The organism is Saccharopolyspora erythraea (assembly GCF_018141105.1).
Lineage (GTDB): Bacteria > Actinomycetota > Actinomycetes > Mycobacteriales > Pseudonocardiaceae > Saccharopolyspora_D > Saccharopolyspora_D erythraea_A.
The window spans coordinates 2,975,942-2,997,837 of record NZ_CP054839.1; the positions used below are offsets into that span (position 1 = coordinate 2,975,942).

Here is a 21,896-nt window from a genome sequence, read left to right on the forward strand (position 1 = left end):
GATGGGCATGCGGGGAACTCACGAAAGGTTGTGCACGGATGGGTCTGCCAGGTGGATGGGAGCTCGTACTCATCGTCGGTGTCTTGGTGCTCCTCTTCGGTGCGACCAAGCTGCCGCAGATGGCGCGTTCCCTCGGCCAGTCCGCCCGCGTCTTCAAGGCCGAGGCGCGTGGCATGAAGGAAGACGAAGAGGCCGCCAAGCGCGAGAAGCAGACCAAGTCGGAGCCGCAGCAGCTCACCGCGGGTGAGTCCAGCGCCCCGACGGTCGCGTCTCCGGTCGAGGAAACGCAGCGCAACGACAGCAAGAAGTGACTGAGGGCGGGATCTCACGGTGGGTAGTCCGCTGCGCCGCCTGAACCCGTTCCGCGCCAACCGGCGCAGGTGGGGACGTCGGCACAACCCCGACGGCACCATGACGCTGGTCGACCACCTCTACGAGCTGCGCTACCGGCTCGGTGTCGCCCTCGTGGCGGTCGTCATCGGTGGTGCTTTCGGCTTCTGGTGGTTCTCCAACACGGTGTTCGGCCTGCCTTCGCTGGGGCAGCTGATCACCGGGCCGTACTGCGCGATGCCCCCGGAGATGCGCTTCAGCCCGACGCCGGGCAAGTGCCAGCTGCTGCAGACCAAGCCGTTCGAGGTCTTCATGCTGCGCATGAAGGTGGGTATCGCGGTCGGTGCGGTGCTGTTCAGCCCGGTCTGGCTGTACCAGGTGTGGGCGTTCATCACGCCCGGGCTCTATGCCAAGGAACGCAAGTTCGCGGGCACCTTCGTCGGCTTCGCCAGCGTGCTGTTCGTGGCAGGCGCGGTGCTGGCCTACTTCGTCGTGCCGGAGGGCCTGACCTTCATGGCCGGCTTCGGCGGGGAGACGTTCTTCACCGCCCTCACCGGTGGCGACTACATCAACTTCGTGCTGCTGATGCTGGTGATCTTCGGCGTGAGCTTCGAGCTGCCGCTGGTCATGGTGATGCTCAACCGGGCCGGGGTCGTCACCTACGCCAAGCTCAAGAGCTGGTGGCGCGGACTGGTGTTCGCCCTGTTCGTCTTCGCCGCGGTGGCCACCCCCGGGCAGGACCCGATCTCGATGCTGGCGCTGGCCGCCGCGCTGAGCCTGCTTTTCGGCGTCGCGGCGGTGATGTGCCGGGCGCACGACCGATCGAAGGCGAAGAAGCTGGAGAAGCAGGGGCTGGCCGGGATCGGCCTGGACGATGCTTCGGAGATCGACCACCGGCCCTCGGAGCTGGACGTGACACCGTCCGCGCATGCGAAGCACGACGACATCACCTGATCGAGCGGGCAACTTGAGTAGGTGGTCGGCCCCGGTGCCGTTGGGCCAGGATACGGCGTTGTGCGCAGTGTGCTGGTGATCAATCCGGCGGCCGGTGGCGGCCTGGCGGCGAAGGTGGCCGGTGCGGTGGCCGGTCACCTCCGCGCGGTCTCGCAGGTGCGGGTCGTGGTGGCGCCGGATGCGGCGGCGACGTCGGAGGCGGCGGCCGAGGCGGTCGCCGCCGGTGTGGACGTGCTCGCGGTGCTCGGCGGGGACGGCGTGGTGAACCTGGCGCTTCAGTCCTGCGCGCGGAGCTCGACCGCGCTGGCGGTGATCCCGGCGGGCACGGGCAACGACCTGGCGCGGGCGCTGGACGTGCCGTCCAACCCCGTGCTGGCCTCGCGGGCGGTGGCCGAGGCGATGACCAGGGGCGAGCGCCGCCGGATCGACCTGGGCAGGGTCGTGGGCGGCGGCTGGTTCGCCACGGTGCTGTGCGCGGGGTTCGACTCGATGGTCAGCGCGCGGGCCAACCGGATGCGGTGGCCGCGTGGAAGGCGTCGCTACGACCTGGCGGTGCTGCGCGAGCTGGCCGGGCTGCGCCCGATGCCGTTGCGCGTGGAGACCGCGTCGGAGGTGCTCGAGCTCGACGCGTGCTGGGTGGCGGTGGGCAACACCGCCTGGTACGGCAGCGGTATCCCGATCTGCCCGGACGCCGACTCCTCGGACGGGGAGTTCGACGTGACCGTGGTGGGGGAGGTGTCGCGGCGGGAGCTGCTGCGAATCCTGCCGGGCATGCGTTCGGGTGAGCACGTGCGGCACCCGGCGGTGCGGACGCTGCGGGCGGCCGCGGTGCGGCTCGGCGGCGACAACGGGTGGTTCGCCTACGCCGACGGGGAGCCGCAGGCGAGGCTGCCGGTGGGCGTGCGGTGCGAGCAGGCGGCGCTGCAGGTGGTGGGGCCGCGCTGAGCGGTCGGTAGGCAATGTTGCCGAAGTGGCTGGCGTGGCGGTTGCCGAGACCTTAGGCCGATCGGCCTGCTTCGGGGCCGGGCCGCGTGAGCCGTGCGGGGTCGGGGCGTCGCGCTGTGTGATGAGCAGTTGCGCACGTACCTGCGACGAGCGTCGGTCAGGTGTGAAAACCTTGGGGGGTGGCTGCAAGCCGTTCGAACATCGCCAAGCTGTCCCCGGCCGAGGGCTATGCGGCGCACTCGCGCCGCAGCGCCCACCCCAAGCTGGCCGATTTCGCGGGGGAGCTGTCCTTCGAGCTCGACCCCTTCCAGCGCACCGCCTGCCAGGCGCTCGAGTCCGGGCACGGCGTGCTGGTGTGCGCGCCCACGGGCGCGGGCAAGACCGTCGTGGGCGAGTTCGCCGTGCACCTGGCGCTCTCGGAGGGGCGCAAGTGCTTCTACACCACGCCCATCAAGGCGCTGTCGAACCAGAAGTACGCCGACCTGTGCGAGCGCTACGGGGACGACGCCGTCGGCCTGCTGACGGGTGACACCTCCATCAACGGCAACGCGCAGGTGGTGGTGATGACCACCGAGGTCCTGCGCAACATGCTCTACGCGGGCTCGTCGACGGTCGACCAACTGGGCTACGTGGTGATGGACGAGGTGCACTACCTGGCCGACCGGTTCCGCGGCGCGGTGTGGGAGGAGGTCATCCTGCACCTGCCCGAGCACGTGCAGCTGGCCAGCCTGTCGGCGACGGTGAGCAACGCCGAGGAGTTCGGCGAGTGGCTGGTGGAGGTGCGCGGCGACACCACGGTGGTGGTCGACGAGCACCGGCCGGTGCCGCTGTGGCAGCACATGCTGGTCGGTTCACGGATGTTCGACCTGTTCGGCGGGGAGACCAAGGACCGCGAGCTCAAGATCAACCCGAACCTGCTGCGTCACACCCAGGAGCTGTCGCGGGTGCACACGCCCTACGGGCGTCGTGGTGGTCCCAACGGCAAGCGCCGGGGGCCGCGCCCGCCGCGCTTCTACGCGCCTTCGCGGGTGGAGACCCTCAACGGGCTGGACGCGGCCGGGCTGCTGCCTGCGATCGTGTTCATCTTCAGCCGGGCGGGCTGCGACGCTGCGGTGAGCCAGTGCGTGCGCGCGGGCATGCGGCTGACCACGGAGGACGAGGCCGAAGAGATCCGGCGGGTGGTCGACGAGCACACCAGCAACCTGCCCGAGTCGGACCTGACCGTGCTGGGCTACTGGGAGTGGCGCGAGGCGCTGGAGCGCGGGCTGGCCGCCCACCACGCGGGGCTGCTGCCCGCGTTCAAGGAGACCGTCGAGGAGCTGTTCGTCCGGGGCCTGGTCAAGGCGGTGTTCGCCACCGAGACGCTGGCGCTGGGCATCAACATGCCCGCCCGCACGGTGGTGCTGGAGCGGCTGGTCAAGTTCAACGGCGAGTCCCACGTCGACCTGAGCCCGGGGGAGTACACGCAGCTGACCGGTCGTGCCGGGCGGCGGGGCATCGACGTCGAGGGCCACGCGGTGGTGGTGTGGCAGCCGGGCATCGACCCGAAGGGGGTCGCGGGGCTGGCCTCGACGCGGACCTATCCGCTGCGCTCGTCGTTCCGGCCGGGCTACAACATGGCGGTCAACCTGGTGCAGCGGGTCGGCCGGGAGTCGGCGCGGGAGCTGCTGGAGCAGTCGTTCGCGCAGTTCCAGGCCGACCGCTCGGTGGTCGGGATGTCGCGGCGGGTGGACCGCAACGCCGACGCCCTGGAGGGCTACGCCGAGTCGATGCGCTGCCACCTGGGCGACTTCGAGGAGTACTTCGGGCTGCGCAAGCGGATCTCGGACCGGGAGAAGGCGCTGGCCCGGCAGAACCGGGCGTCGCGGCGGGCCGAGGCGGCCAAGTCGCTGGAGCGGTTGCGCAAGGGCGATGTGATCGCGGTGCCCGCGGGTCGCCGTTCCGGTCTGGCGGTGGTGATCGACCCGGGCTTGGAGCCGATGGGTGAGCCCCGGCCGCTGGTGGTCACCGAGGACCGGTGGGCGGGCAGGCTCTCGGTCGCCGACTTCACCTCCCCGGTGGAGGCGCTGGGCAAGATCAAGCTGCCCAAGCACGTCGACACCCGTTCGCCGAAGTCGCGCCGCGACCTGGCGTCGACGTTGCGCAACACCGGCATCAGCACCCCCGGCGGGCGGTCGCGGCGCCGTGCCGACGCCGCCGACGACGCCGAGCTGGCGAGCCTGCGGCGGGCGCTGAAGGCGCACCCGTGCCACGGCTGCGACGAGCGGGAGAACCACGCGCGCTGGGCCGAGCGCCACGAGCGGCTGGGCGCCGAGACCGAGCAGCTGCGGCGCAAGGTCGCGGCCACGACGCACTCGCTGGCGCGCTCGTTCGACCGGATCATCGCGCTGCTGGCCGAGCGCGACTACGTGCTGCTCGACGAGGACGCCGAGGAGCCGGTGACCGAGCACGGCAGGCGGCTGACCCGGCTCTACAGCGAGTCCGACCTGCTGGCCGCGGAGTGCCTGCGGGTCGGGGTGTGGGAGAAGCTGGGGCCGGCGGAGCTGGCAGCGGTGGTGTCCTCGCTGGTCTACGAGTCGCGGCGGGAGGGGCCGGTGGCCCCGGCGGTGCCATCGGGTGCGGTGTCCGACGCGCTTCAGACGACCTGGCAGCTGTGGGGCGAGCTGGAGGACGACGAGCGCAGGCACAAGCTCGACCGCACCAGGGAGCCCGACCCGGGCTTCGCGTGGCCGGTGTTCCGGTGGGCGCGCGGGGAGAGCCTGGAGCGGGTGCTGACCGCCGCGGAGTCCACCGGTCACGAGCTCTCGGCCGGGGACTTCGTGCGGTGGTGCCGCCAGGTGGTGGACCTGCTCGACCAGATCCGCGACGTCGTGGGCAAGTCCGACCCGGTCGGGGCCGCCGCGGCCAAGGCGGTCACCGCGATCCGCCGCGGGGTGGTCGCCGCGGGCGTGGTGTGACGGCAGAGGCGGCCGTGACGGCGGCTGTGGTTGGATCGCTCCGGCGGAGCCGTCCGGTTCCGCGGGCAGTCACGCGTGATCGTTCGTGATCGACGTCCGGAGGTGAAGATGACGAACCCCTACGGCCCGCCGGGGGGACAGCAGCCCCCGTGGAGGCAGCAGCCCCAGGGCCCCGGGCCTTACCCGGGTGGGGTTCCGCAGTCCGGGTACGGCTACGGCCAGCCGGGTGGCTACGGGCACCAGGGCGGATACGGCGGGCAGTCCTACGGCGCCCCGCCGGCGCCCTACGGCCAGTACCCGCAGGGCGGTTTCGGCGGGCGACCGGGTTTCGGCGGTCCCGCGCCCGCGAAGCGCAGGCGCCGGGTGCTGCCGTGGGTGCTGGGCGGAGTCGTCCTCGTCGTCGCCGCCGCGGTGGTGTTCGTGCTGGGCTTCGTGGCACCCGGGTGGTTCGTGCGGTCGGTCTTCGACGCCGAGAGCGTCGAGAAGGGCGTGCAGCAGACGCTCGAGACCTCCTACCGGCTCGGTGTCGTCGGACCGGTGACCTGCCCGTCGGGGCAGGCGGTGCAGCCGGGGCACAGCTTCGACTGCCGGGTCACCGTCGAGGGCAGGCAGCAGTCGGTCAAGGTGACGGTGAAGAACGACAAGGGCACCTACGAGGTCGGCCACCCCCGCTGACCGCCGCTGGTCAAACCGGTCGACTCCGGCCGGTGGCAGCGGGCAGGATCGGGTTGTGGACGACCTAGACGTGCGGCCGCTGGCCGAGTCCGAACACCGCCGTGCGCGCTCGCTGTTCATGCGCAGCCTGCACCGACCCGATGTCGACGACCAGCAGTGGGAGCGCGTCGCCGGCCGCTACGAGCCGGGGCGGGTCCTCGGTTCCTTCGACGAGGGCGAGCTGGCCGGTACCGCCATCTCGCTCGCGAGCTCGATCGCGGTGCCCGGTGGTGGCGTGCTGCCTGCGGCGGCGGTGACCGGCGTCGGGGTGCGGGCCGACCGCACGCGGCGCGGTGCGCTGCGGTCATTGATGCGCCGGCAGCTGGCCGACGCCCGGGAGAGCGGTGAGCCGCTGGCGATGCTGCACGCGTCGGAGGCGGTCATCTACGAGCGCTTCGGGTACGGCGTGGCCACCCGCTCGCGCACCGTCTCGCTCGACCGCTTCCGTTCGGTGCTGCGCCCGGAGGCGCCGGTGGGCGGCCGGGTGCGGATGGTCGACGCGGACACGGCGGCCAAGCTTCTGCCGGAGATCTATCGGAACATCGGGTTGCGCCGCACCGGGATGATCAGCCGCTCCGACGGCTGGTGGACGTCGTGGCTCGCGGCGCTGCGCGAAAGCACCGTCGCCGCCGTGCACAGCGACGACGACGGGGTCGACGACGGTTTCGTGCTCTACGAGGCCAAGGCCAACGACTACCGGTTCGACGACGGTGCCATCACGTTGCAGGTCCTCGACATCCAGGGAGCCGACCCCGCGGTCGTGGCCGGGTTGTGGGGGTTCCTGCTGGGGCTGGACCTGGCCGACCGGATCGTCGCGATCCGGCCGGTGGACGAGTTGCTGGAGTGGTGGCTGACCGACCGTCGCCAGTGCCGGGTCACCTCGGTCGACGACGACCTGTGGCTGCGGTTGGTGGACGTGCCCGCTGCGTTGTCCGCCCGTACCTACGGCAAGGCCGACCCGGTAGTGGTGGAGGTACGCGATGCGTTCCTTCCGGACAACTCCGGGCATTACCGGATCGAGCCCGGTGAGGTGCGCCGGTGCGGTGACAGCCCGCAGCTGAGCCTCGGCGTCGACGCGCTCGCGTCGCTGTACCTGGGCGACGTCGCGGTGTCGGACCTCGTGGCCGCCGGTCGAGTCGCGGTGCACGACCCGTCGGCGGTCGCGGCGGCCGACCGGCTCTTCGCCACCGCCGAGACCCCCTGGTGCGGCACGTCCTTCTGACCTGCGCGGCGGCCCGACCGGAACGGCCGCCGCTTTCGGCAGGAAGCAGCCGGCCCCCGAGCCGGTGGCGGGACACCGGATGGGCGAGCTGATCGGAGCCGCGCTGAACCGGGCCGACGGGCCGCGCGAGACCCCGTCGAGCTAGAGCGTTACGGCGGCCAGTAGCCGGTCCACGCTCGCGCCGAGGCCCCAGCGCTTCTGCAGCTCCACGACCCGCTCGTGGTCGACCGCCTTCGACGGCAGCGAGTCGTCGTCGCGGTCGACCACGACCGGCGCGGTGTTGACGGTCCGCACCACCGACGGGGCCGCCGCCAGGTAGTCGGCGGCGTCGGCCAGCAGGGCACGCACCCGGGGCGTGACGCCGGTGCCGTCGACCGCCGCCGCCAGCAGCGCGTCGAGCGAACCGAACTGCGTGATCAGCTTGGCCGCGGTCTTCTCGCCGATCCCGGCCACACCGGGCAGCCCGTCCGACGGGTCTCCGCGCAGCACCGCCATGTCGGCGTAGTCGTCACCGGCCCTGCCCGGCGACAGGCCGTAGCGCTCGGCCAGCTCCTCGGGCCCGTAGTTCTGCGCCTTCGACAGGCCGCCGCCGACGTAGATCACCCGCACCGGCGTGGGCTCGGTGCGCACCAGCTGGAACAGGTCCCGATCGCCGGTGACGACCTCGACGCCGTCGTGGGGCTCGCGGTGGGCCAGCGCGCCGATGACGTCGTCGGCCTCGAAGCCCTCGGCCTCGGCGGTGGCGATGCCCAGCGCGTCCAGCAGCTCCAGGATGACCGGGATCTGCGGCGTGAGCGTGTCGGGCACCTCCTCGGCCTCCGGGTCCTCCCCGGCGACCCGGTGGGCCTTGTAGGAGGGCAGGGCGTCCACCCGGAACTGCGGCCGCCAGTCGTTGTCCAGGCAGGCGACCAGCCGCGCCGGCCGCCGCTCGGTGACCAGCTTCGCGAGCATGTCGCAGAACCCGCGCACCGAGTTCACCGGCGTCCCGTCGGGGGCGGTCAGCGAGTCGGGCAGCGCGAAGTACGAGCGGAACCACAGCCCCGCCGAGTCGATCAGCATCAGAGGACCTGTCACGGCTGACCAGCCTGTCACGCCCCGTCCCACCTCGCCGCAGCGGCCGGGTGGTTTCAGCGGTGCAGGAGGCCGCGGGCGGCCTGCCTGGCCTGGGCCGGTTCGGCGGTGGCCACCGCGACCCGGGCCGCCTGCTCGCAGGTCGCCATCGAGTGCTCGGCCAGCGACGCGCCGACCGCGCCGAGCGCGGCGGTGACCATCGACAGGCTCGTCACGCCGAGCCCGGCCAGGACACCGGCCAGCAGGCCGTCCGCGGCGGCCTCCCCGCACACCCCGACCGGCTTGCCGCGTTCGCGCCCCGCCCGCGCGACCAGCTCGACCAGGCGCAGCAGCGCCGGCTGCCACGGGTCGTTGAGCTGCGCCAGGGCACCGAGCATGCGGTCGGCGGCGAAGGTGTACTGGGCGAGGTCGTTGGTGCCGATGCTGACGAAGTCGACCGCGTCGAGGACCTCGGCGGCGCTCAGCGCGGCGGCGGGCACCTCGATCATGACTCCCGCCCTGGTGATGCCGGCCGCGCGCGCCCGCTGGGCGAACCACGCGGCCTCCTCGGCGGTGGCCACCATCGGCGCCATCACCGAGACCTCGGCGCCGGTGTCGGCGGCCGCGGCGGCGATCGCTTCGAGCTGGCGGTCGACGATCTCGGGGCGGTCGAAGGCGACCCGGATGCCGCGCACGCCGAGCGCGGGGTTGGGTTCGTCGGTCGCGTTCAGGAACGGCAGCGGCTTGTCGGCCCCGGCGTCCAGGGTCCGCACGACCACGGGCTTGCCCGCGAACGGCGCCAGCGCCTCTGCGTAGGCGGCGCGCTGGGCTGCGACGTCGGGTTCGCTGGTGGCGGCCAGGAAGCAGAACTCGGTGCGGAACAGGCCCACGCCCTCGGCGCCCGCTGCGGCCGCGGCCGCAGCGTCGGCGGCGGAGCCGATGTTGGCCAGCACCTTGACCGGGTGCCCGTCGGCGGTGCGGCCGACGCCGTCCCACACGCGCTGCGCGGGGCGCTGCGCCACCTCCACGGCCACCGGCTCGTCGGACAGCTCGACCTCGCCCGTGTCGCCGTCGACCCGGGCGCCCATGGCGTCGGCGGCGAGCACGCCGCGTGCCGCCACCACCGCGGGGATGCCCAGCGAGCGGGCGAGGATCGCGGTGTGCCCGGTCGGGCCGCCCTCCTCGGTGACCAGCGCGAGCACGAGCCGGGGGTCGAGGTCTGCGGTGTCGGCGGGGGCGAGGTCGCGGGCGACGAGCACGGCCGGGCCCGACAGCTCCGGCACCCCGGGCGGGGCGGTGCCGGTGAGCTCGGCGATCAGCCTGTCGGCCACGTCGCGCACGTCGCGCACCCGCTCGGCCAGGTACCCGCCCGCCGCGGCCAGCAGGGCGGCGAACTCCTCGGCCGCCTCGAACGCCGCGCGCGGCGCGGGCAGGCCGCGCTCCCGCACCAGCTTTTCGGCGTTGGCCAGCAGCGTCGGGTCGCCGGCCATCGCGGCGGTGGTCTCCAGGATCGCCCGCGCCTCGCCCGTGACCGATTCAGCCCGGTCCGCCAGCCGCCGCGCCACGGCGGTGGCCGCCGGGCCGATGCGCGCGGCCTCCTGGTCGCGGTCGGCGGGGGCGGGTGTCGCCTTCGGTTCCGGCAGCGGCTCCGCGACGCGTGCGACGGGCCCGGACACCTGCCCGGGGCTGACGCCCACACCGTGCGCTGTCGTCGTGGTCATGTCCGCTCCTCGGGTTTCCAGCGGTTTGCTGTCCCTTGACAATATGGCAACAAAGGGCAGAATCAGGCAACACCAAACACAGACCGGAGGCAAACGGGCATGTATGGGGCGGAACGGCAGCAACTGCTGGCGCAGCGTGCGCGCCGTGACGGCCGGATCGACGTGATGGGTGCCGCGGAGGAACTCGCGGTGGCACCGGAGACGATCCGCCGCGACCTCGGCGCGCTGGAGCGCCAGGGGCTGGTCCGGCGCGTCTACGGCGGCGCCATCCCGGTGGAGCGACTGGACTTCGAACCCGGGGTAACCCAGCGGGACCAGACCAACGCCGCGGAGAAGGAACGCATCGCCAGAGCCGCCTTCGACCTGCTGCCCAACCGGGGCACCCTGCTGCTCGACGCGGGCACCACCACCGGCCGGCTGGCCGGGATGCTGCCCACGGACCGGGAGTTCACCGTCGTGACCAACTCGCTGCCGGTGGCCGGCCAGCTCGCCGGCCGCAACCACTGCACCGTGCACATGCTCGGCGGCCGCATCCGCGGCACCACACTGGCCTCGGTGGAGTCGTGGGCGCTGGACGTGCTCGACGGGCTCACCGTCGACGTCGGCTTCTTCGGCACCAACGGCTTCTCGGTCGACCGCGGCTGCACCACCCCCGACACCGCCGAGTCCGCGGTCAAGGCGGCGATGGTGCGCTCCTGCAGGCGCCGGGTGCTGCTGGCCGACCACAGCAAGTACGGCGACGACCAGTTCAGCCGGTTCGCCGAGCTGTCGGAGATCGACGTGCTCATCACCGACAGCGGGCTCGACGAGGCCGCCGTCGCCGAGCTGAGCGCGCAGACGGAGGTGGTGGCGGCGTGATCGTCACGGTGACCCCGAACCCGAGCCTGGACCGCACGATCCTGGTCGGGCAGATGCAGCGCGGCGCGGTGCACCGGGCGAGCCGCGTGCGGCTGGACCCCGGAGGCAAGGGCGTCAACGTCGCCCGCGCGCTGGCGGCCGCCGACCGCCCGACCCTGGCGCTGCTGCCCTCGGGCGGCGCCGAAGGCGCCCGGCTGGCCGAGCTGCTGGCGCCGGAGGCGGTGCCGGTGGTGGAGGTCCCCATCGGCATGCCCACCCGCAGCAACGTCGCCGTCGTCGAAGCCGACGGCACCACGAGCAAGTTCAACGAACCGGGCCCGGAGCTGACCGCTTCGGAGGTCGCGGCGCTGGAGACCAGGGCCGTCGAGCTCGCTGGCCGCGCCGACTGGCTGGTCACCTGCGGCAGCCTCCCGCGCGGCTGCCCCGACGACCTGCACGCCCGCCTGGTGCGCGCCGGCCACCGGGCAGGGGCCCGGGTCGCCGTCGACGCCTCCGGCCCGGCGTTGGCCGCGGCCTGCCAGGCCGGGCCGGACCTGATCAAACCGAACCTGGCCGAGCTGGCCGAGTTGGCCGGCCGCCACCTGCCCACTCTCGGCGACGTGCTGCAGGTGGCGGGCGAGGTGCGCGCCGCCGGCGTGGGGGCGGTGCTGGTCAGCCTCGGCGAACAGGGAGCGCTGCTGGTCACCGGGACCGGCGCCTGGCACGCGCTCAGCACGGCAACCGCGGTGCTCAGCACCGTGGGGGCGGGAGACGCGACACTGGCGGGTTTCCTGCACGAGGGTGGCGACGGACCGGGTGCGCTGCGCACCGCGGTCGCCTACGGCACCGCCGCGGTCGGACTCGCCGGATCGCGGATGCCCCACCCGTCAGACCTGCGCACGGCGGCCGTCCGTGTGCACGAAGTGGACGAATCACTGAGCCTCACCGGAGCGGCGGCATGAGCACTGAACTGATCACCACCGAACTCGTCGACCTGGACCTGGCCGACGACGACCGCCGCACGGCGGTGCGGTCGCTGGCCGAGCGGCTGGTCACAGCCGGACGCGTCACCGACCTCGAACGGTTCCTGACCGACGTCGAGGCGCGCGAGTCGCAGATGCCCACCGGCCTGGAAGGCGGCATCGGCATCCCGCACTGCCGGTCCGCGGCGGTCACCACCCCCACGCTCGCCTTCGGCCGCAGCACCGGGGGCATCGACTTCGGCGCCGAGGACGGCCCGGCCAGGCTGATCTTCCTCATCGCCGCCCCCGAAGGCGGCGGGTCCGACCACATGACCGTGCTGGCCGCGCTCGCGCGCCGGCTCGTGCGCGCCGAGTTCAAGCAGACGCTGCTGGAGGCCACCGACCCGGCGCAGGTCGCCGAGTACGTGCGCGAGGAGGTCACGCCATGAAGTTCGTCGCGGTCACCGCGTGCCCCACGGGCATCGCGCACACCTACATGGCCGCCGAGGCCCTGGAGCAGGCGGCCAAGGCCGCCGGGCACGAGATCAAGGTCGAGACCCAGGGTTCGGCCGGGGCCAACTCGCTGTCGGCGGCCGAGGTCGCCGAGGCCGACGCGGTGGTGTTCGCCGCCGACGTCGGCGTCCAGGACCGCGACCGCTTCGCGGGCAAGCCCACCGTGGAGGCGACGGTCAAGCAGGCCATCAACGACGCCGCCGGCCTGCTGGAGCAGGCCGCTGCCGCCTCCGCCGAGGCCCCCGCGACAGCGGAACCGGCGCCGGGCGTGGCGAACGCCGGGCCGGAGCTGGCGACCAAGGTCGTGACGGGCGCCGGGATCGGCAGCAAGCTGCGGCAGTGGCTGATGACCGGCGTCAGCTACGTGATCCCGTTCGTGGCCGCGGGCGGCCTGCTCGTCGCACTGAGCTTCGCCCTCGGCGGCTACCAGATCACCGACGCCCCCAGCGTCACCGAGCACTTCGACGCGGGCAGCCTGACCAGCTGGGCGGCGCTGGCCAACCAGATCGGCTCGGCGGCGATGGACTTCCTGGTGCCGGTGCTGGCCGGCTTCATCGCCTTCGCGATGGCCGACCGGCCCGCCATCGCCCCCGGCTTCGTCGGCGGCGCGATCGCGGTCACCGTCGGCGCGGGCTTCCTCGGCGGTCTGGTCGCCGGTCTGCTCGCGGGTGCCGTGGTGGGAGCCCTGCGGCGCATCAAGGTGCCCCGGGCGGTCGCGGGCGTGATGCCGGTGATGGTGCTACCGCTGCTCGGCTCGCTCGTGGTGGGCGTGCTGATGTTCGTGGTCATCGGCACGCCGATCGCGGCGGCGATGGCCTCGCTCACCGGCTGGCTCAACGGCCTGACCGGAGCGAACGCGGCGCTGCTCGGCGCCCTGCTCGGGGCGATGATCGCTTTCGACATGGGCGGGCCGATCAACAAGGTCGCCTACACCTTCGCCGTCGGCGGACTGACCACCGGCACCGAGACCTCCCTGGAGATCATGGCGGCGGTGATGGCCGCGGGCATGACCCCGCCGCTGGCCCTGGCGCTGGCCGCCACCGTGCGCGGCAAGCTGTTCACCCCTGCGGAGCGGGAGAGCGCACGACCGGCGTGGCTGCTGGGCGCCTCGTTCATCACAGAGGGCGCCATCCCCTTCGCCGCATCGGACCCGCTGCGCGTCATCCCGTCCATCGTGGTCGGCTCCGCCGCCACGGGTGCCCTGTCGATGATCTTCGGCGCCACGCTGCGCGCGCCCCACGGCGGGTTGTTCGTGCTGCCCCTGGTCGGCCAGCCCCTGCTGTACCTGGTCGCCATCCTCGCCGGCGTCGTCATCTCGGCGGTGGCGGTGATCTTCGCCAAGCAGCTCGGGCGTGCTCAGGCCCCGGCCGACGCCGCGGCGGACGCCAGCGCCGTGCCGGCCTGATCCCGCCCGTGATGCGGCGGCCACCGGGACTCCGACGATGACAGCCGGGCGATCCGGATCCCGGTGGCCGCGGCCCGGCGGCCGCCGGGGACGGACGCGGTGACGGTCCCGTGTGGACTGAGCCGCACCCCGGCTGACCGCTCGCAGAACATCGCCGAATCCCGCTCTCCTCCGAAATGCCAAACCCGTCCTTGAACATTCCCGATTTGGACTTTCGTCCACTACGAATCACTCGCCGGTGGATTCCCCGCCAGCGTGGAAAACCAATGCCACACCGGTAATCCAGGCACCTCGTCGCCTGCAAGTGCTCTCCGAGTCCGCTGTGGAGGCCGAACGTGACCGGCGGGCTGGCCCCCCGTCCCAATCCGCCGGTCACCTCGGTTCCCACACCCGTCGTCCGTCAACGGTTCGCGCCGTCCCCGCCAGTCGTGTCGGGGTCGTCCCCACCCGCAATATCCCCTGTGAAAGGAGATCACGATGCAACGTCGCGTCACGATCGCTTCGGCGGTCGGCCTGCACGCCCGGCCCGCCTCGCTGCTGTCCCAGGCAGCGGGCGCCAAGCCGGTCGCCGTCCGCATCGCCAAGGTCACCGACGGCGTCGCCGGCGACCCGGTCGACGCCGCGAGCGTCCTCGGCCTGATGACCCTCAACGCCCAGCACGGAGACGAGGTCGAGCTCTCCGCGCAGGGCGACTCGGCCGAGCCCGTGCTCGACGAGCTCGTCTCCCTGCTCTCCCGCGACCTGGACAACGAACCCGTCAACGCCTGAGGGCAGGAGGAACGGATGCGGCACCACAACGGCAAGTCGGCGTTCGAACTCCCGAGGCGGGGCTTCCTCGCCGGCGCGGGCGCACTGGTCGGCCTCGGCCTGACCGGTGCGTCGGCCCCGGCCTCCGCCCGCCCCCGCGGGCGCACCGCCCAGTGGCGGCCCGCGGTGCACTTCACCCCGCGGCGCAACTGGATGAACGACCCCAACGGGCTCGTCCACCACCAGGGCGAGTACCACCTGTTCTTCCAGCACAACCCCGAGAGCAGCGAGCACGCCAACCTCAGCTGGGGCCACGCGGTCAGCACCGACCTGTCCCACTGGGAGGAGCTGCCGGTGGCGCTCTTACCCGACGACCTGGGTGAGATCTACTCCGGCAGCGCGGTGGTCGACCACGACAACACCAGCGGTTTCTTCGACGCCGAGCCCGGTCTGGTGGCGCTCTACACCAGCGCGGGCCAGACCCAGCAGCAGAGCCTCGCCTACAGCACCGACCGGGGCCGCACCTGGACCAAGTACGAAGGCAACCCGGTCATCCCCAACCCGGGTGTCGCCGACTTCCGTGACCCGAAGGTCATCCGCCACGGCGACAAGTGGGTGCTCATGCTCGCCGCCGGCGACCGCATCGTCTTCTACGACTCGGCAGACCTCAAGCACTGGAACCGGATCAGCGAGTTCGGCGTGGGACACGGCTCGCACGGCGGCGTCTGGGAGTGCCCGGACCTGTTCGAGCTGCCGGTCGACGGCGACCCCGGACGCACCCGCTGGGTGCTCATCGTCAGCATCAACCCGGGTGGACCCGCCGGAGGATCGGCGACGCAGTACTTCCTCGGCGACTTCGACGGCACCACGTTCACCTCCGAGGCGCCGCCGGAGGACGTCCGGTGGGTGGAGGAGGGCGCCGACTTCTACGCGCCGCAGTCCTGGTCCGACGTCCCGGACCGGCGGATCTGGCTCGGCTGGCTGAGCAACTGGGACTACGCGAAGCAGGTACCGACCGAGCCGTGGCGCGGAGCGATGACCGTGCCCCGCACCGTCGGCCTGACCGCGACCGCTTCGGGTACCCGGATCACCCAGAACCCGGTGCCGGAACTGGAAGCCCGCCGTGGCAAGCCGCAGAGCTGGAGCGGCGTGGTCTCCGACCAGGGGCCCGCCCCGGAGTTCTCCGGTGAGGTGCTCGACATCGTCGCCGAGTTCCGCCTCGACACCGCCACGACGTTCGGTGTCGACGTCCTCGTGGGCGAGGGGCAGCAGACCCGCATCGGCTACGACGCGGCGGCACGGCGGCTGTTCGTCGACCGCACCGCCTCCGGCACGTCGATCAGCCCGGGTTTCGCCGCGACGCACTCGGCCGAACTCCACCCGGACGGCGACGTGCTGCGGCTGCGAGTGCTCGTCGACCGCTCCTGCGTGGAGGTTTTCGGCGGGCGGGGTGAAACCGTGCTGACCGATCTCGTCTTCCCGGGCGACGGCGACCGCGTCCGCCCGTTCGCCACCGGCGGGCAGGTCAGGGTCGAGTCGCTGGAGCTGTACCCGCTGCGGTGAGGCTGGCGCTGGTCGGTCTGGTCGCCGTCTGACGCTGCCGTCCGGTCTGGTCTCCCGCGGACGCTGCCGCGTCCGTCCCGGACCCGGACCGGGCGGCGCCGTCTGGCCGGGACCGGGCGGCCCACCCGCCGGGATCGGGCGGCGCCGTCCGCGGGGACCGGGCGGCCCACCCGCGGGGACCGAGCGGCCACCCGCCGGGATCGGGCGGCGCCGTCCGCGGGGACCGGGCGGCCCACCCGCAGGGACCGAGCGGCCACCCGCCGGGATCGGGCGACACCGTCCGCTGGGACCGAGCACCGTCCGCCCACGGGACGAGCGCTGCCCTCGGTCCAGAGCCCGCGAGCAGCCCCCGCCCGGGCGACGGGTGGCCCCCTCCGTCCAGCTGTGAGCGAAAACCGCCAACAACCCTGCGCAAATGGTTCTTGGCCTTACCGTTACGCGGTGATCGAACGTCACGAGCGGGTACTGGACGCCAGAAGCCTGCGCGGACTCGCCCACCCGCTGCGCATCAGGCTTCTCGGGATGCTGCGGGCCGACGGCCCGGCGACCGCCACCCAGCTCGCCAAGCGCCTCGCCGAGAGTTCCGGCACCACCAGCTGGCACCTGCGCCAGCTCGCCGAACACGGGTTCATCGAGGAGGACACCGACCGCGGCACCAAGCGCGAACGCTGGTGGCGGGCCAGCCACGAGCTGACGGTGCTGGAGGCGGAGAGGTTCACCGGCGATCCTGACCTCGGCGAAGCCCTCGACGTCTACATACGAGAAGTCCTGGCCACCCACTACCGCCGCAGCACCGCCTTCCTCGGCGAGATCCGCGACTGGAGCCCGGAATGGCTCCGGGCCGCCACGATCTCCGACACCACGCTCTCGCTGAGCCCCTCCGAACTCGCGGAGCTGTCCAGACAGATCGAAAGCCTCATCGACTGGTACCGGCGCGAGCCCAGGCCCACTGACGAACGCATCACGGTCCACGTCCACGCCTTCCCCCGCCGAAGCAGCACCTGACGCGACGCCACACTCCGGTCTCCAGCCCACCAGACGGCCTTCACCGCCCACTCCAGGACCAGGACAAATTCCCCGCAGCCAATGCGCCCCACCAGAAATCGCTCCACCCGCCGGCGTGACAGAACCCCTGTGGCAGTTCGGGGTCAGCCCAAGATCAAGTCGTGCTCGCCGGGCTTCCTCGCCCGAACGTGTGCATCGACGTTGCCTCCCACCACGCTCCCAACGCAGCGCACCACCACGTGCCCCAGTCCGCCTATACACGGTCCGACCAGCGGGTTCGCCACACCGGGCCGAGAGCCCGGTCGGCGGCAGCGGCCCCACCGACCGCCGCCATGGCGGGTGTGCCGAGCAGGATTAGGGTTAGCTCCATGGCCACCGTTTCGATGAAGCAGGATCCCTCCGTGCTCGCGGCCCGCCTCGGGCGCGTCGCCGAGACCGCAGCGGGCGCGGACCTCGACGCGCTGCTCATTTCACCCGGCTCCGACCTGCGCTACCTCATCGGCGCGGGCGCCGGGTCGTTCGAACGGCTGAGCTGCCTCGTGCTGCCCGCCGCCGGTCATGACGCCCCGCCCGCCCTCGTGCTGCCGAAGCTCGAGGAGCTCGGCTACGCCGACGTCCCCGCGAGCGAGCTCGGTATCGAGGTCGTGACCTGGGTCGACGGTGAGGACCCGTACGCCCTGGTCACGGACCTGCTGCGCCGCGGTGGCGCTGCCCCCGCCCGGGTCGCCGTCGCCGACGTCATGCCCGCGCTGCACACCTTCCCCCTGCGTGACGCGCTACCCGGTGCCGAGCAGGTGCTCGCAGGCGACGTCCTGCGCGAACTGCGAATGCGCAAGGACGCCGCCGAGGTCGAAGCGCTGCGCAAGGCCGGGGCCGCCATCGACCGGGTGCACGCGCGGATGGCGGAGTTCCTCAAGGCGGGCCGCACCGAGGCCGAGGTGGGTGCGGACATCACCGAGGCGATCGTCGCCGAAGGCCACGTCGAGGCCGCGTTCGTCATCGTCGGCTCCGGCCCCAACGGAGCCAGCCCGCACCACGCGCTCTCGGACCGCGTCGTGCAGGAAGGCGACGTCGTGGTCATCGACATCGGGGGCCCGATCGCCGAGGGCTACAACTCCGACTGCACCCGCACCTACGCCGTGGGCGAGCCGTCCCAGGACGATGTCCGCGACACCTACGCGGTGCTCCAAGCCGCCCAGCGCGCCGCCGTCGATGCGGTCCGGCCCGGCGTGACCGCCGAGTCCATCGACGCCGCGGCGCGCGAGCCGATCGCCGCCGCGGGCTTCGGCGACTTCTTCGTGCACCGGACCGGTCACGGCATCGGCCTGGACGTGCACGAGGACCCCTACGTCGTCGACGGCGACAAGACCGTGCTGGAACCGGGGATGGCCTTCAGCGTCGAGCCCGGCATCTACCAGCCCGGCCGGTGGGGAGCGCGGATCGAGGACATCGTCATCGTCACCGAGGACGGCGTGGAGAGCGTCAACAACCAGCCCCACGAGCTGATTGTGCTTCCGGCGTGAGCGAGCGGGGAGGGACGTCGCCCGGCGACCTGGAGGCGACCGACCGGGCGATCCTGCGGGAGCTGGCCCGCGACGGACGTTGCAGCTTCACCGAGCTCGCCGAGCGGGTCGGGCTGAGCGTCTCGGCGGTGCACCAGCGGGTTCGCCGGTTGGAGCAGCGCGGCGCCCTGCAGGGATACGTGGCCAAGGTCGACGGCGAGCAGATCGGTCTTCCGCTGACGGCGTTCATCTCGCTGACTCCGATCGACCCGGCGGCCCCCGACGACTACCCGCAGCGGCTGGAGCACCTGCCGCAGATCGAGTCGTGCTACTCGGTGGCCGGCGACGAGTCCTACATCCTGCAGGTCCGGGTCGCCTCGCCGCTCGGCCTGGAGGACCTGCTGCGCCAGATCAGGGAAGCCGCGAAGGTCTCGACCCGCACCACGGTCGTGCTCTCGACCCCGTTCGAGAACCGCCCGCCGGAAATCTGACGGTGCGGCCCGTGTACGGCCGGTTCGCCGAGGCGTACGCCAGGCATTCCGAAGAGAGCCCGGCCAACGCCTACTACGACCGTCCGGCAGTCCTCGAACTCGCCGGGGACGTCGCGGGCAAGCGAGTGCTCGAACTCGGCAGCGCCGCCGGAGCGCTGACCGAACAGCTCGTCGACCGCGGCGCCCACGTGCTCGGCCTGGACCGGGAACCGGAGATGGTCCGGCTCGCCCGGCGCAGGCTGGGCCACCGCGCACGGTTCGAGGTGGCCGACCTCGCCGAGCCGCTGACCACGGTGCCGACCGGCGGCATCGACCTCGTCGTGGCCTCCCTCGTCCTGCACTACCTGGAGGACTGGGCACCCGCGCTCGGGGAACTGCACAGATGCCTCGTGCCCGGCGGCGCACTGGTGTTCTCGGTGCACCACCCGGCGGCGGACTGGCAGTGGGCGGGCCGGCCGGTCTACCTGGACACCACGCTCGTGACCGAGACCTGGCACCTGGGCGACCAACCTGTGGAGGTCTCGTTCTACCGCCGTCCCCTGTCGCAGATCTTCGGCCTCCTGCAACAGGCCGGTTTCACCGTCGAACAACTCGACGAGCCGCGACCACTGCCCGCACTCGAAGCCGCGAACCCGAAGGCATACAACACCCTCAGTTCTGAACCGGTGTTCCTCCTGGTCCGCGCCGTGGCCGCCCGATAGTGCCGAGACGGCGCGGACGGTCCGGCTGCCCGAACCGCTCTGCCAGCCGGTCGTGCCACGTCAGGCAGCGCCGGTCCACTAGCTTGACCAGATGCCCGACTTCTCCTGGCTGGGGCCACCGATCGACGCACGCCCGTTGTTCACCCCGGAGCGCTCCCGGCTGCTGGAACTCCTGCGCGACCTCGACCCCATCGACTGGCGTGAGGAGAGCGTCCCGGGCTGGACGGTCCGAGACCTCGCGGCGCACGTCCTCGGTGACGACTACGGCCGGATCTCCCGCGACCGCGATCACCACGACGACGGCCCACCGCTCGCACCCGGCGAAACCCTCGAAACGTTCATCCACCGCACCAACCAGCAATGGGTGGATGCCGCCGCGCGGATCAGCCCGGCGGCACTGACCGAGACGCTGGAGATGACCGGCAACGCGATCAGCGCGCTGTGGGAACAGAGCGACCCCGACGGACGCAGCCTCGGCGTGTCCTGGGCCGGAGCCGACCCCGCGCCCCTGTGGCTGGACTGCGCACGAGACCTCACCGAGTACTGGACGCATCGCCAGCAGATCAGGCACGCCGTCGGCCGGCCCACCGACCACGACCCGCGATTGCTCGCGCCGGTCCTGGACACGTTCATGCGCGCCCTCCCGCACACCATGCGGGCCGCGCCCGCACAAGCGGCCACCCAGGTCCAGGTGGTCGTCGACGGCCCGGCTGGCGGCACCTGGGCCGCGACCTGCACCGGCCTCGGCTGGTCCCTGGCGCCCGAGCCGGTGGACGACCCGGCGGCGGTCGTCCACCTCGACGCCGAGACGGCATGGCTGCTGTGCACGCGCGGCATCGAGCCGGACGTGGCCATCCAGCGCAGCCGCCTCGAAGGCGACCGAGAACTCGCCGAAGCCGCCTGCCAGATCCTGTCGATCATCCGATGAGGCCATCCTCCTCACGAGCGAAGCAGTCGTCCTCTCGTTGCCGTGTCGGAGTGCGGCGGCACAGCCCGCATCCGGCGACCGTGAAGACAGCAGGCCATGGCTCCGGTACGTGCCGTGCCCACGATGCACACGTCCCTCACGCCCCAGCGAACTCAGCAGTCAGGGAGTCCACCCGGCTCACGGCACCGAGGCCGCACCACCAATGACCGCACCACCCTGGCGCGCCGGTCGAGTCCAGCTTTGGTCAGGGGTTCGACCGCTGTGCGGCGACCTCCGGCGAGACCGCCTGGAGGTTCCCGCGTTCGTCGGGCAGGCACACCGCGCTCGGGTCTTCGGTGGCCAGGAACGCACGCAGGCACCGGGCGAACTGTGCGTGACCGGTCGCGTTGGCGTGGAACGACTCCTGCATCGCGTGCGGTGCGCGCAGCTCGTCCTTCAGCGACGGCCAGTCCACGGTCAGCCTGGTGAACCACTCCTCCTCGGGTGTCTTGTTGCCGCCGGTGCACGCCTCGTGGCCGCGCCCGGCCTGCGAAAGGTCGAGAAACCGTGCGCCGACCTGCTGCGCGACGTCGTGCAACCCGTCCGACAGCTGCTGCACCCCGGTGTCGCGGATCCAGGCGAGGTCGGGCGTGAGGAACGGGCAGCCGGAGAGGTTCTGCAGCTCGGGCGCGACCTCCGGCCCGACCGGCGAGGCGTAGGACTGCACCACCAGCGAGTAGCTGCCCGGGGTGTAGCCCGCGCTGTCCATGGCGGCGCGGACGTCGCCGAGGGCAGCGCGCACCTTCGGCTTCATGCGCTCCACGCGCTTGGGCCACTCCGCACGCATCTGCTCGGCGCAGCCGATGGCCGAACGGCTCGCCCACGCCTCGACGCAGCGGTTCACGACATCGCTGAAACCAGGATCGTCGTTGGCGCCGACCTGCACGATGACGTCGGTGACGCGGTAGCGGTGCGCGAGCTCGGCCAGCTGGCGTGCCTGAGAGGATTCCAGTCGGCCCGACTCCGGGTTCGCTCCCACGACATCGGTGCGGGCCCCCGAACAGGCGAGGTTGATGGGCGTCACGTCCGCCGGGAGGCGCAGCTGGTGCACCGGAGCGGCGGGGGAGCGGTGGCACCAGTTGTCGTTCTCGCCGTTGGTCCCGGCCTCGTAGTTGCCGCCGCCCTCGCCCGAGAGCGTGCTGTCGCCCATGGTGACCACCGCTGCCGGCAGGCGTTCCGGCTGTTGCGGCAGGTCCGGCAGGTACCGGTCGCTGACGAGAACGGCGAGCACCAGCACGCCGACGACCAGCAGCAGTGTGACCAGCTTCGTAATGTGCGCCCGCATCACCGGGCAGTCTATGGCGCGCGGA

The 21,896-nt window shown here is 72.4% G+C and carries 20 protein-coding genes; 17 read left to right on the plus strand and 3 right to left on the minus strand.

Going from position 1 to position 21,896, the window contains the following annotated elements; genetic code table 11:
* Positions 1 to 38: 38 nt before the first annotated feature.
* The 6 genes from tatA (at position 39) to HUO13_RS13940 (ending at position 7,122) form a co-directional block, all read left to right on the plus strand.
* Positions 39 to 311 (plus strand): Sec-independent protein translocase subunit TatA, encoded by a 273-nt coding sequence (tatA, locus tag HUO13_RS13915; RefSeq protein WP_211901788.1) that lies wholly within the window; start codon positions 39 to 41, stop codon positions 309 to 311.
* Between the two features lie 19 nt (positions 312 to 330).
* Entirely contained in the window at positions 331 to 1,284 is a 954-nt protein-coding gene (tatC, locus tag HUO13_RS13920) for a twin-arginine translocase subunit TatC (RefSeq protein ID WP_211901789.1), read from the plus strand.
* A 60-nt stretch (positions 1,285 to 1,344) separates the two neighbouring features.
* Positions 1,345 to 2,229 carry a diacylglycerol/lipid kinase family protein gene (locus HUO13_RS13925; protein WP_211901790.1) on the plus strand — a complete coding sequence of 295 codons (885 nt, stop codon included), beginning with the start codon at positions 1,345 to 1,347 and terminating at the stop codon, positions 2,227 to 2,229.
* 179 nt (positions 2,230 to 2,408) lie between these two features.
* Positions 2,409 to 5,186, plus strand: a complete 2,778-nt coding sequence (locus HUO13_RS13930; protein WP_211901791.1) for a DEAD/DEAH box helicase — start codon at positions 2,409 to 2,411, stop codon at positions 5,184 to 5,186.
* Between the two features lie 108 nt (positions 5,187 to 5,294).
* The gene (locus tag HUO13_RS38060) at positions 5,295 to 5,861 is read left to right on the plus strand and encodes a DUF4333 domain-containing protein (RefSeq protein ID WP_211901792.1); all 567 of its coding nucleotides are present in this window, start codon (positions 5,295 to 5,297) and stop codon (positions 5,859 to 5,861) included.
* A gap of 55 nt (positions 5,862 to 5,916) precedes the next feature.
* Positions 5,917 to 7,122 carry a GNAT family N-acetyltransferase gene (locus tag HUO13_RS13940; RefSeq protein ID WP_211901793.1) on the plus strand — a complete coding sequence of 402 codons (1,206 nt, stop codon included), beginning with the start codon at positions 5,917 to 5,919 and terminating at the stop codon, positions 7,120 to 7,122.
* A gap of 141 nt (positions 7,123 to 7,263) precedes the next feature.
* On the opposite strand, the gene HUO13_RS13945 is transcribed toward HUO13_RS13940, so the two are convergent.
* Together HUO13_RS13945 and ptsP are read right to left on the minus strand one after the other, a co-directional pair.
* Positions 7,264 to 8,181, minus strand: a complete 918-nt coding sequence (locus HUO13_RS13945) for a 5'-3' exonuclease (protein ID WP_211902875.1) — start codon at positions 8,179 to 8,181, stop codon at positions 7,264 to 7,266.
* 68 nt (positions 8,182 to 8,249) lie between these two features.
* A complete protein-coding gene (ptsP, locus tag HUO13_RS13950; protein ID WP_211901794.1) occupies positions 8,250 to 9,893 on the minus strand; it encodes a phosphoenolpyruvate--protein phosphotransferase in 1,644 nt (547 codons plus the stop codon).
* A 99-nt stretch (positions 9,894 to 9,992) separates the two neighbouring features.
* Here ptsP and HUO13_RS13955 point away from each other — a divergent pair, with 99 nt between their 5' ends.
* The 11 genes from HUO13_RS13955 (at position 9,993) to HUO13_RS14005 (ending at position 20,547) form a co-directional block, all read left to right on the plus strand.
* Complete coding sequence (locus HUO13_RS13955) at positions 9,993 to 10,751, plus strand: DeoR/GlpR family DNA-binding transcription regulator (RefSeq protein ID WP_211901795.1); 759 nt, start codon at positions 9,993 to 9,995, stop codon at positions 10,749 to 10,751.
* Positions 10,748 to 11,692: a 1-phosphofructokinase gene (pfkB, locus tag HUO13_RS13960; RefSeq protein ID WP_211901796.1), complete on the plus strand. Its 945-nt coding sequence runs from the start codon at positions 10,748 to 10,750 to the stop codon at positions 11,690 to 11,692. Before HUO13_RS13955 ends, pfkB begins: the two co-directional genes overlap by 4 nt.
* The gene (locus HUO13_RS13965; RefSeq protein WP_211901797.1) at positions 11,689 to 12,141 is read left to right on the plus strand and encodes a PTS sugar transporter subunit IIA; all 453 of its coding nucleotides are present in this window, start codon (positions 11,689 to 11,691) and stop codon (positions 12,139 to 12,141) included. The genes pfkB and HUO13_RS13965 overlap by 4 nt, the downstream gene beginning before the upstream one ends.
* Positions 12,138 to 13,610, plus strand: a complete 1,473-nt coding sequence (locus HUO13_RS13970) for a PTS fructose transporter subunit IIC (protein ID WP_211901798.1) — start codon at positions 12,138 to 12,140, stop codon at positions 13,608 to 13,610. Before HUO13_RS13965 ends, HUO13_RS13970 begins: the two co-directional genes overlap by 4 nt.
* A gap of 477 nt (positions 13,611 to 14,087) precedes the next feature.
* On the plus strand, positions 14,088 to 14,378 hold the full coding sequence (locus HUO13_RS13975) for an HPr family phosphocarrier protein (RefSeq protein WP_211901799.1): 291 nt from the start codon (positions 14,088 to 14,090) through the stop codon (positions 14,376 to 14,378).
* Positions 14,379 to 14,393: 15 nt separating this feature from the next.
* On the plus strand, positions 14,394 to 15,920 hold the full coding sequence (locus HUO13_RS13980; RefSeq protein WP_211901800.1) for a glycoside hydrolase family 32 protein: 1,527 nt from the start codon (positions 14,394 to 14,396) through the stop codon (positions 15,918 to 15,920).
* A 441-nt stretch (positions 15,921 to 16,361) separates the two neighbouring features.
* Positions 16,362 to 16,925 carry a winged helix-turn-helix domain-containing protein gene (locus tag HUO13_RS13985; protein WP_211901801.1) on the plus strand — a complete coding sequence of 188 codons (564 nt, stop codon included), beginning with the start codon at positions 16,362 to 16,364 and terminating at the stop codon, positions 16,923 to 16,925.
* 368 nt (positions 16,926 to 17,293) lie between these two features.
* Positions 17,294 to 18,448, plus strand: coding sequence for a M24 family metallopeptidase (locus tag HUO13_RS13990; RefSeq protein WP_211901802.1), 1,155 nt, complete (start codon positions 17,294 to 17,296; stop codon positions 18,446 to 18,448).
* 29 nt (positions 18,449 to 18,477) lie between these two features.
* Complete coding sequence (locus HUO13_RS13995; RefSeq protein ID WP_009945820.1) at positions 18,478 to 18,918, plus strand: Lrp/AsnC family transcriptional regulator; 441 nt, start codon at positions 18,478 to 18,480, stop codon at positions 18,916 to 18,918.
* A gap of 11 nt (positions 18,919 to 18,929) precedes the next feature.
* Positions 18,930 to 19,619: a class I SAM-dependent methyltransferase gene (locus HUO13_RS14000; protein ID WP_211901803.1), complete on the plus strand. Its 690-nt coding sequence runs from the start codon at positions 18,930 to 18,932 to the stop codon at positions 19,617 to 19,619.
* A 91-nt stretch (positions 19,620 to 19,710) separates the two neighbouring features.
* On the plus strand, positions 19,711 to 20,547 hold the full coding sequence (locus HUO13_RS14005) for a maleylpyruvate isomerase family mycothiol-dependent enzyme (RefSeq protein ID WP_211901804.1): 837 nt from the start codon (positions 19,711 to 19,713) through the stop codon (positions 20,545 to 20,547).
* A 244-nt stretch (positions 20,548 to 20,791) separates the two neighbouring features.
* Here the strand turns inward: HUO13_RS14005 and HUO13_RS14010 are convergent, their stop codons facing one another.
* Positions 20,792 to 21,871: a GDSL-type esterase/lipase family protein gene (locus HUO13_RS14010; protein ID WP_211901805.1), complete on the minus strand. Its 1,080-nt coding sequence runs from the start codon at positions 21,869 to 21,871 to the stop codon at positions 20,792 to 20,794.
* Positions 21,872 to 21,896 lie beyond the last annotated feature (25 nt).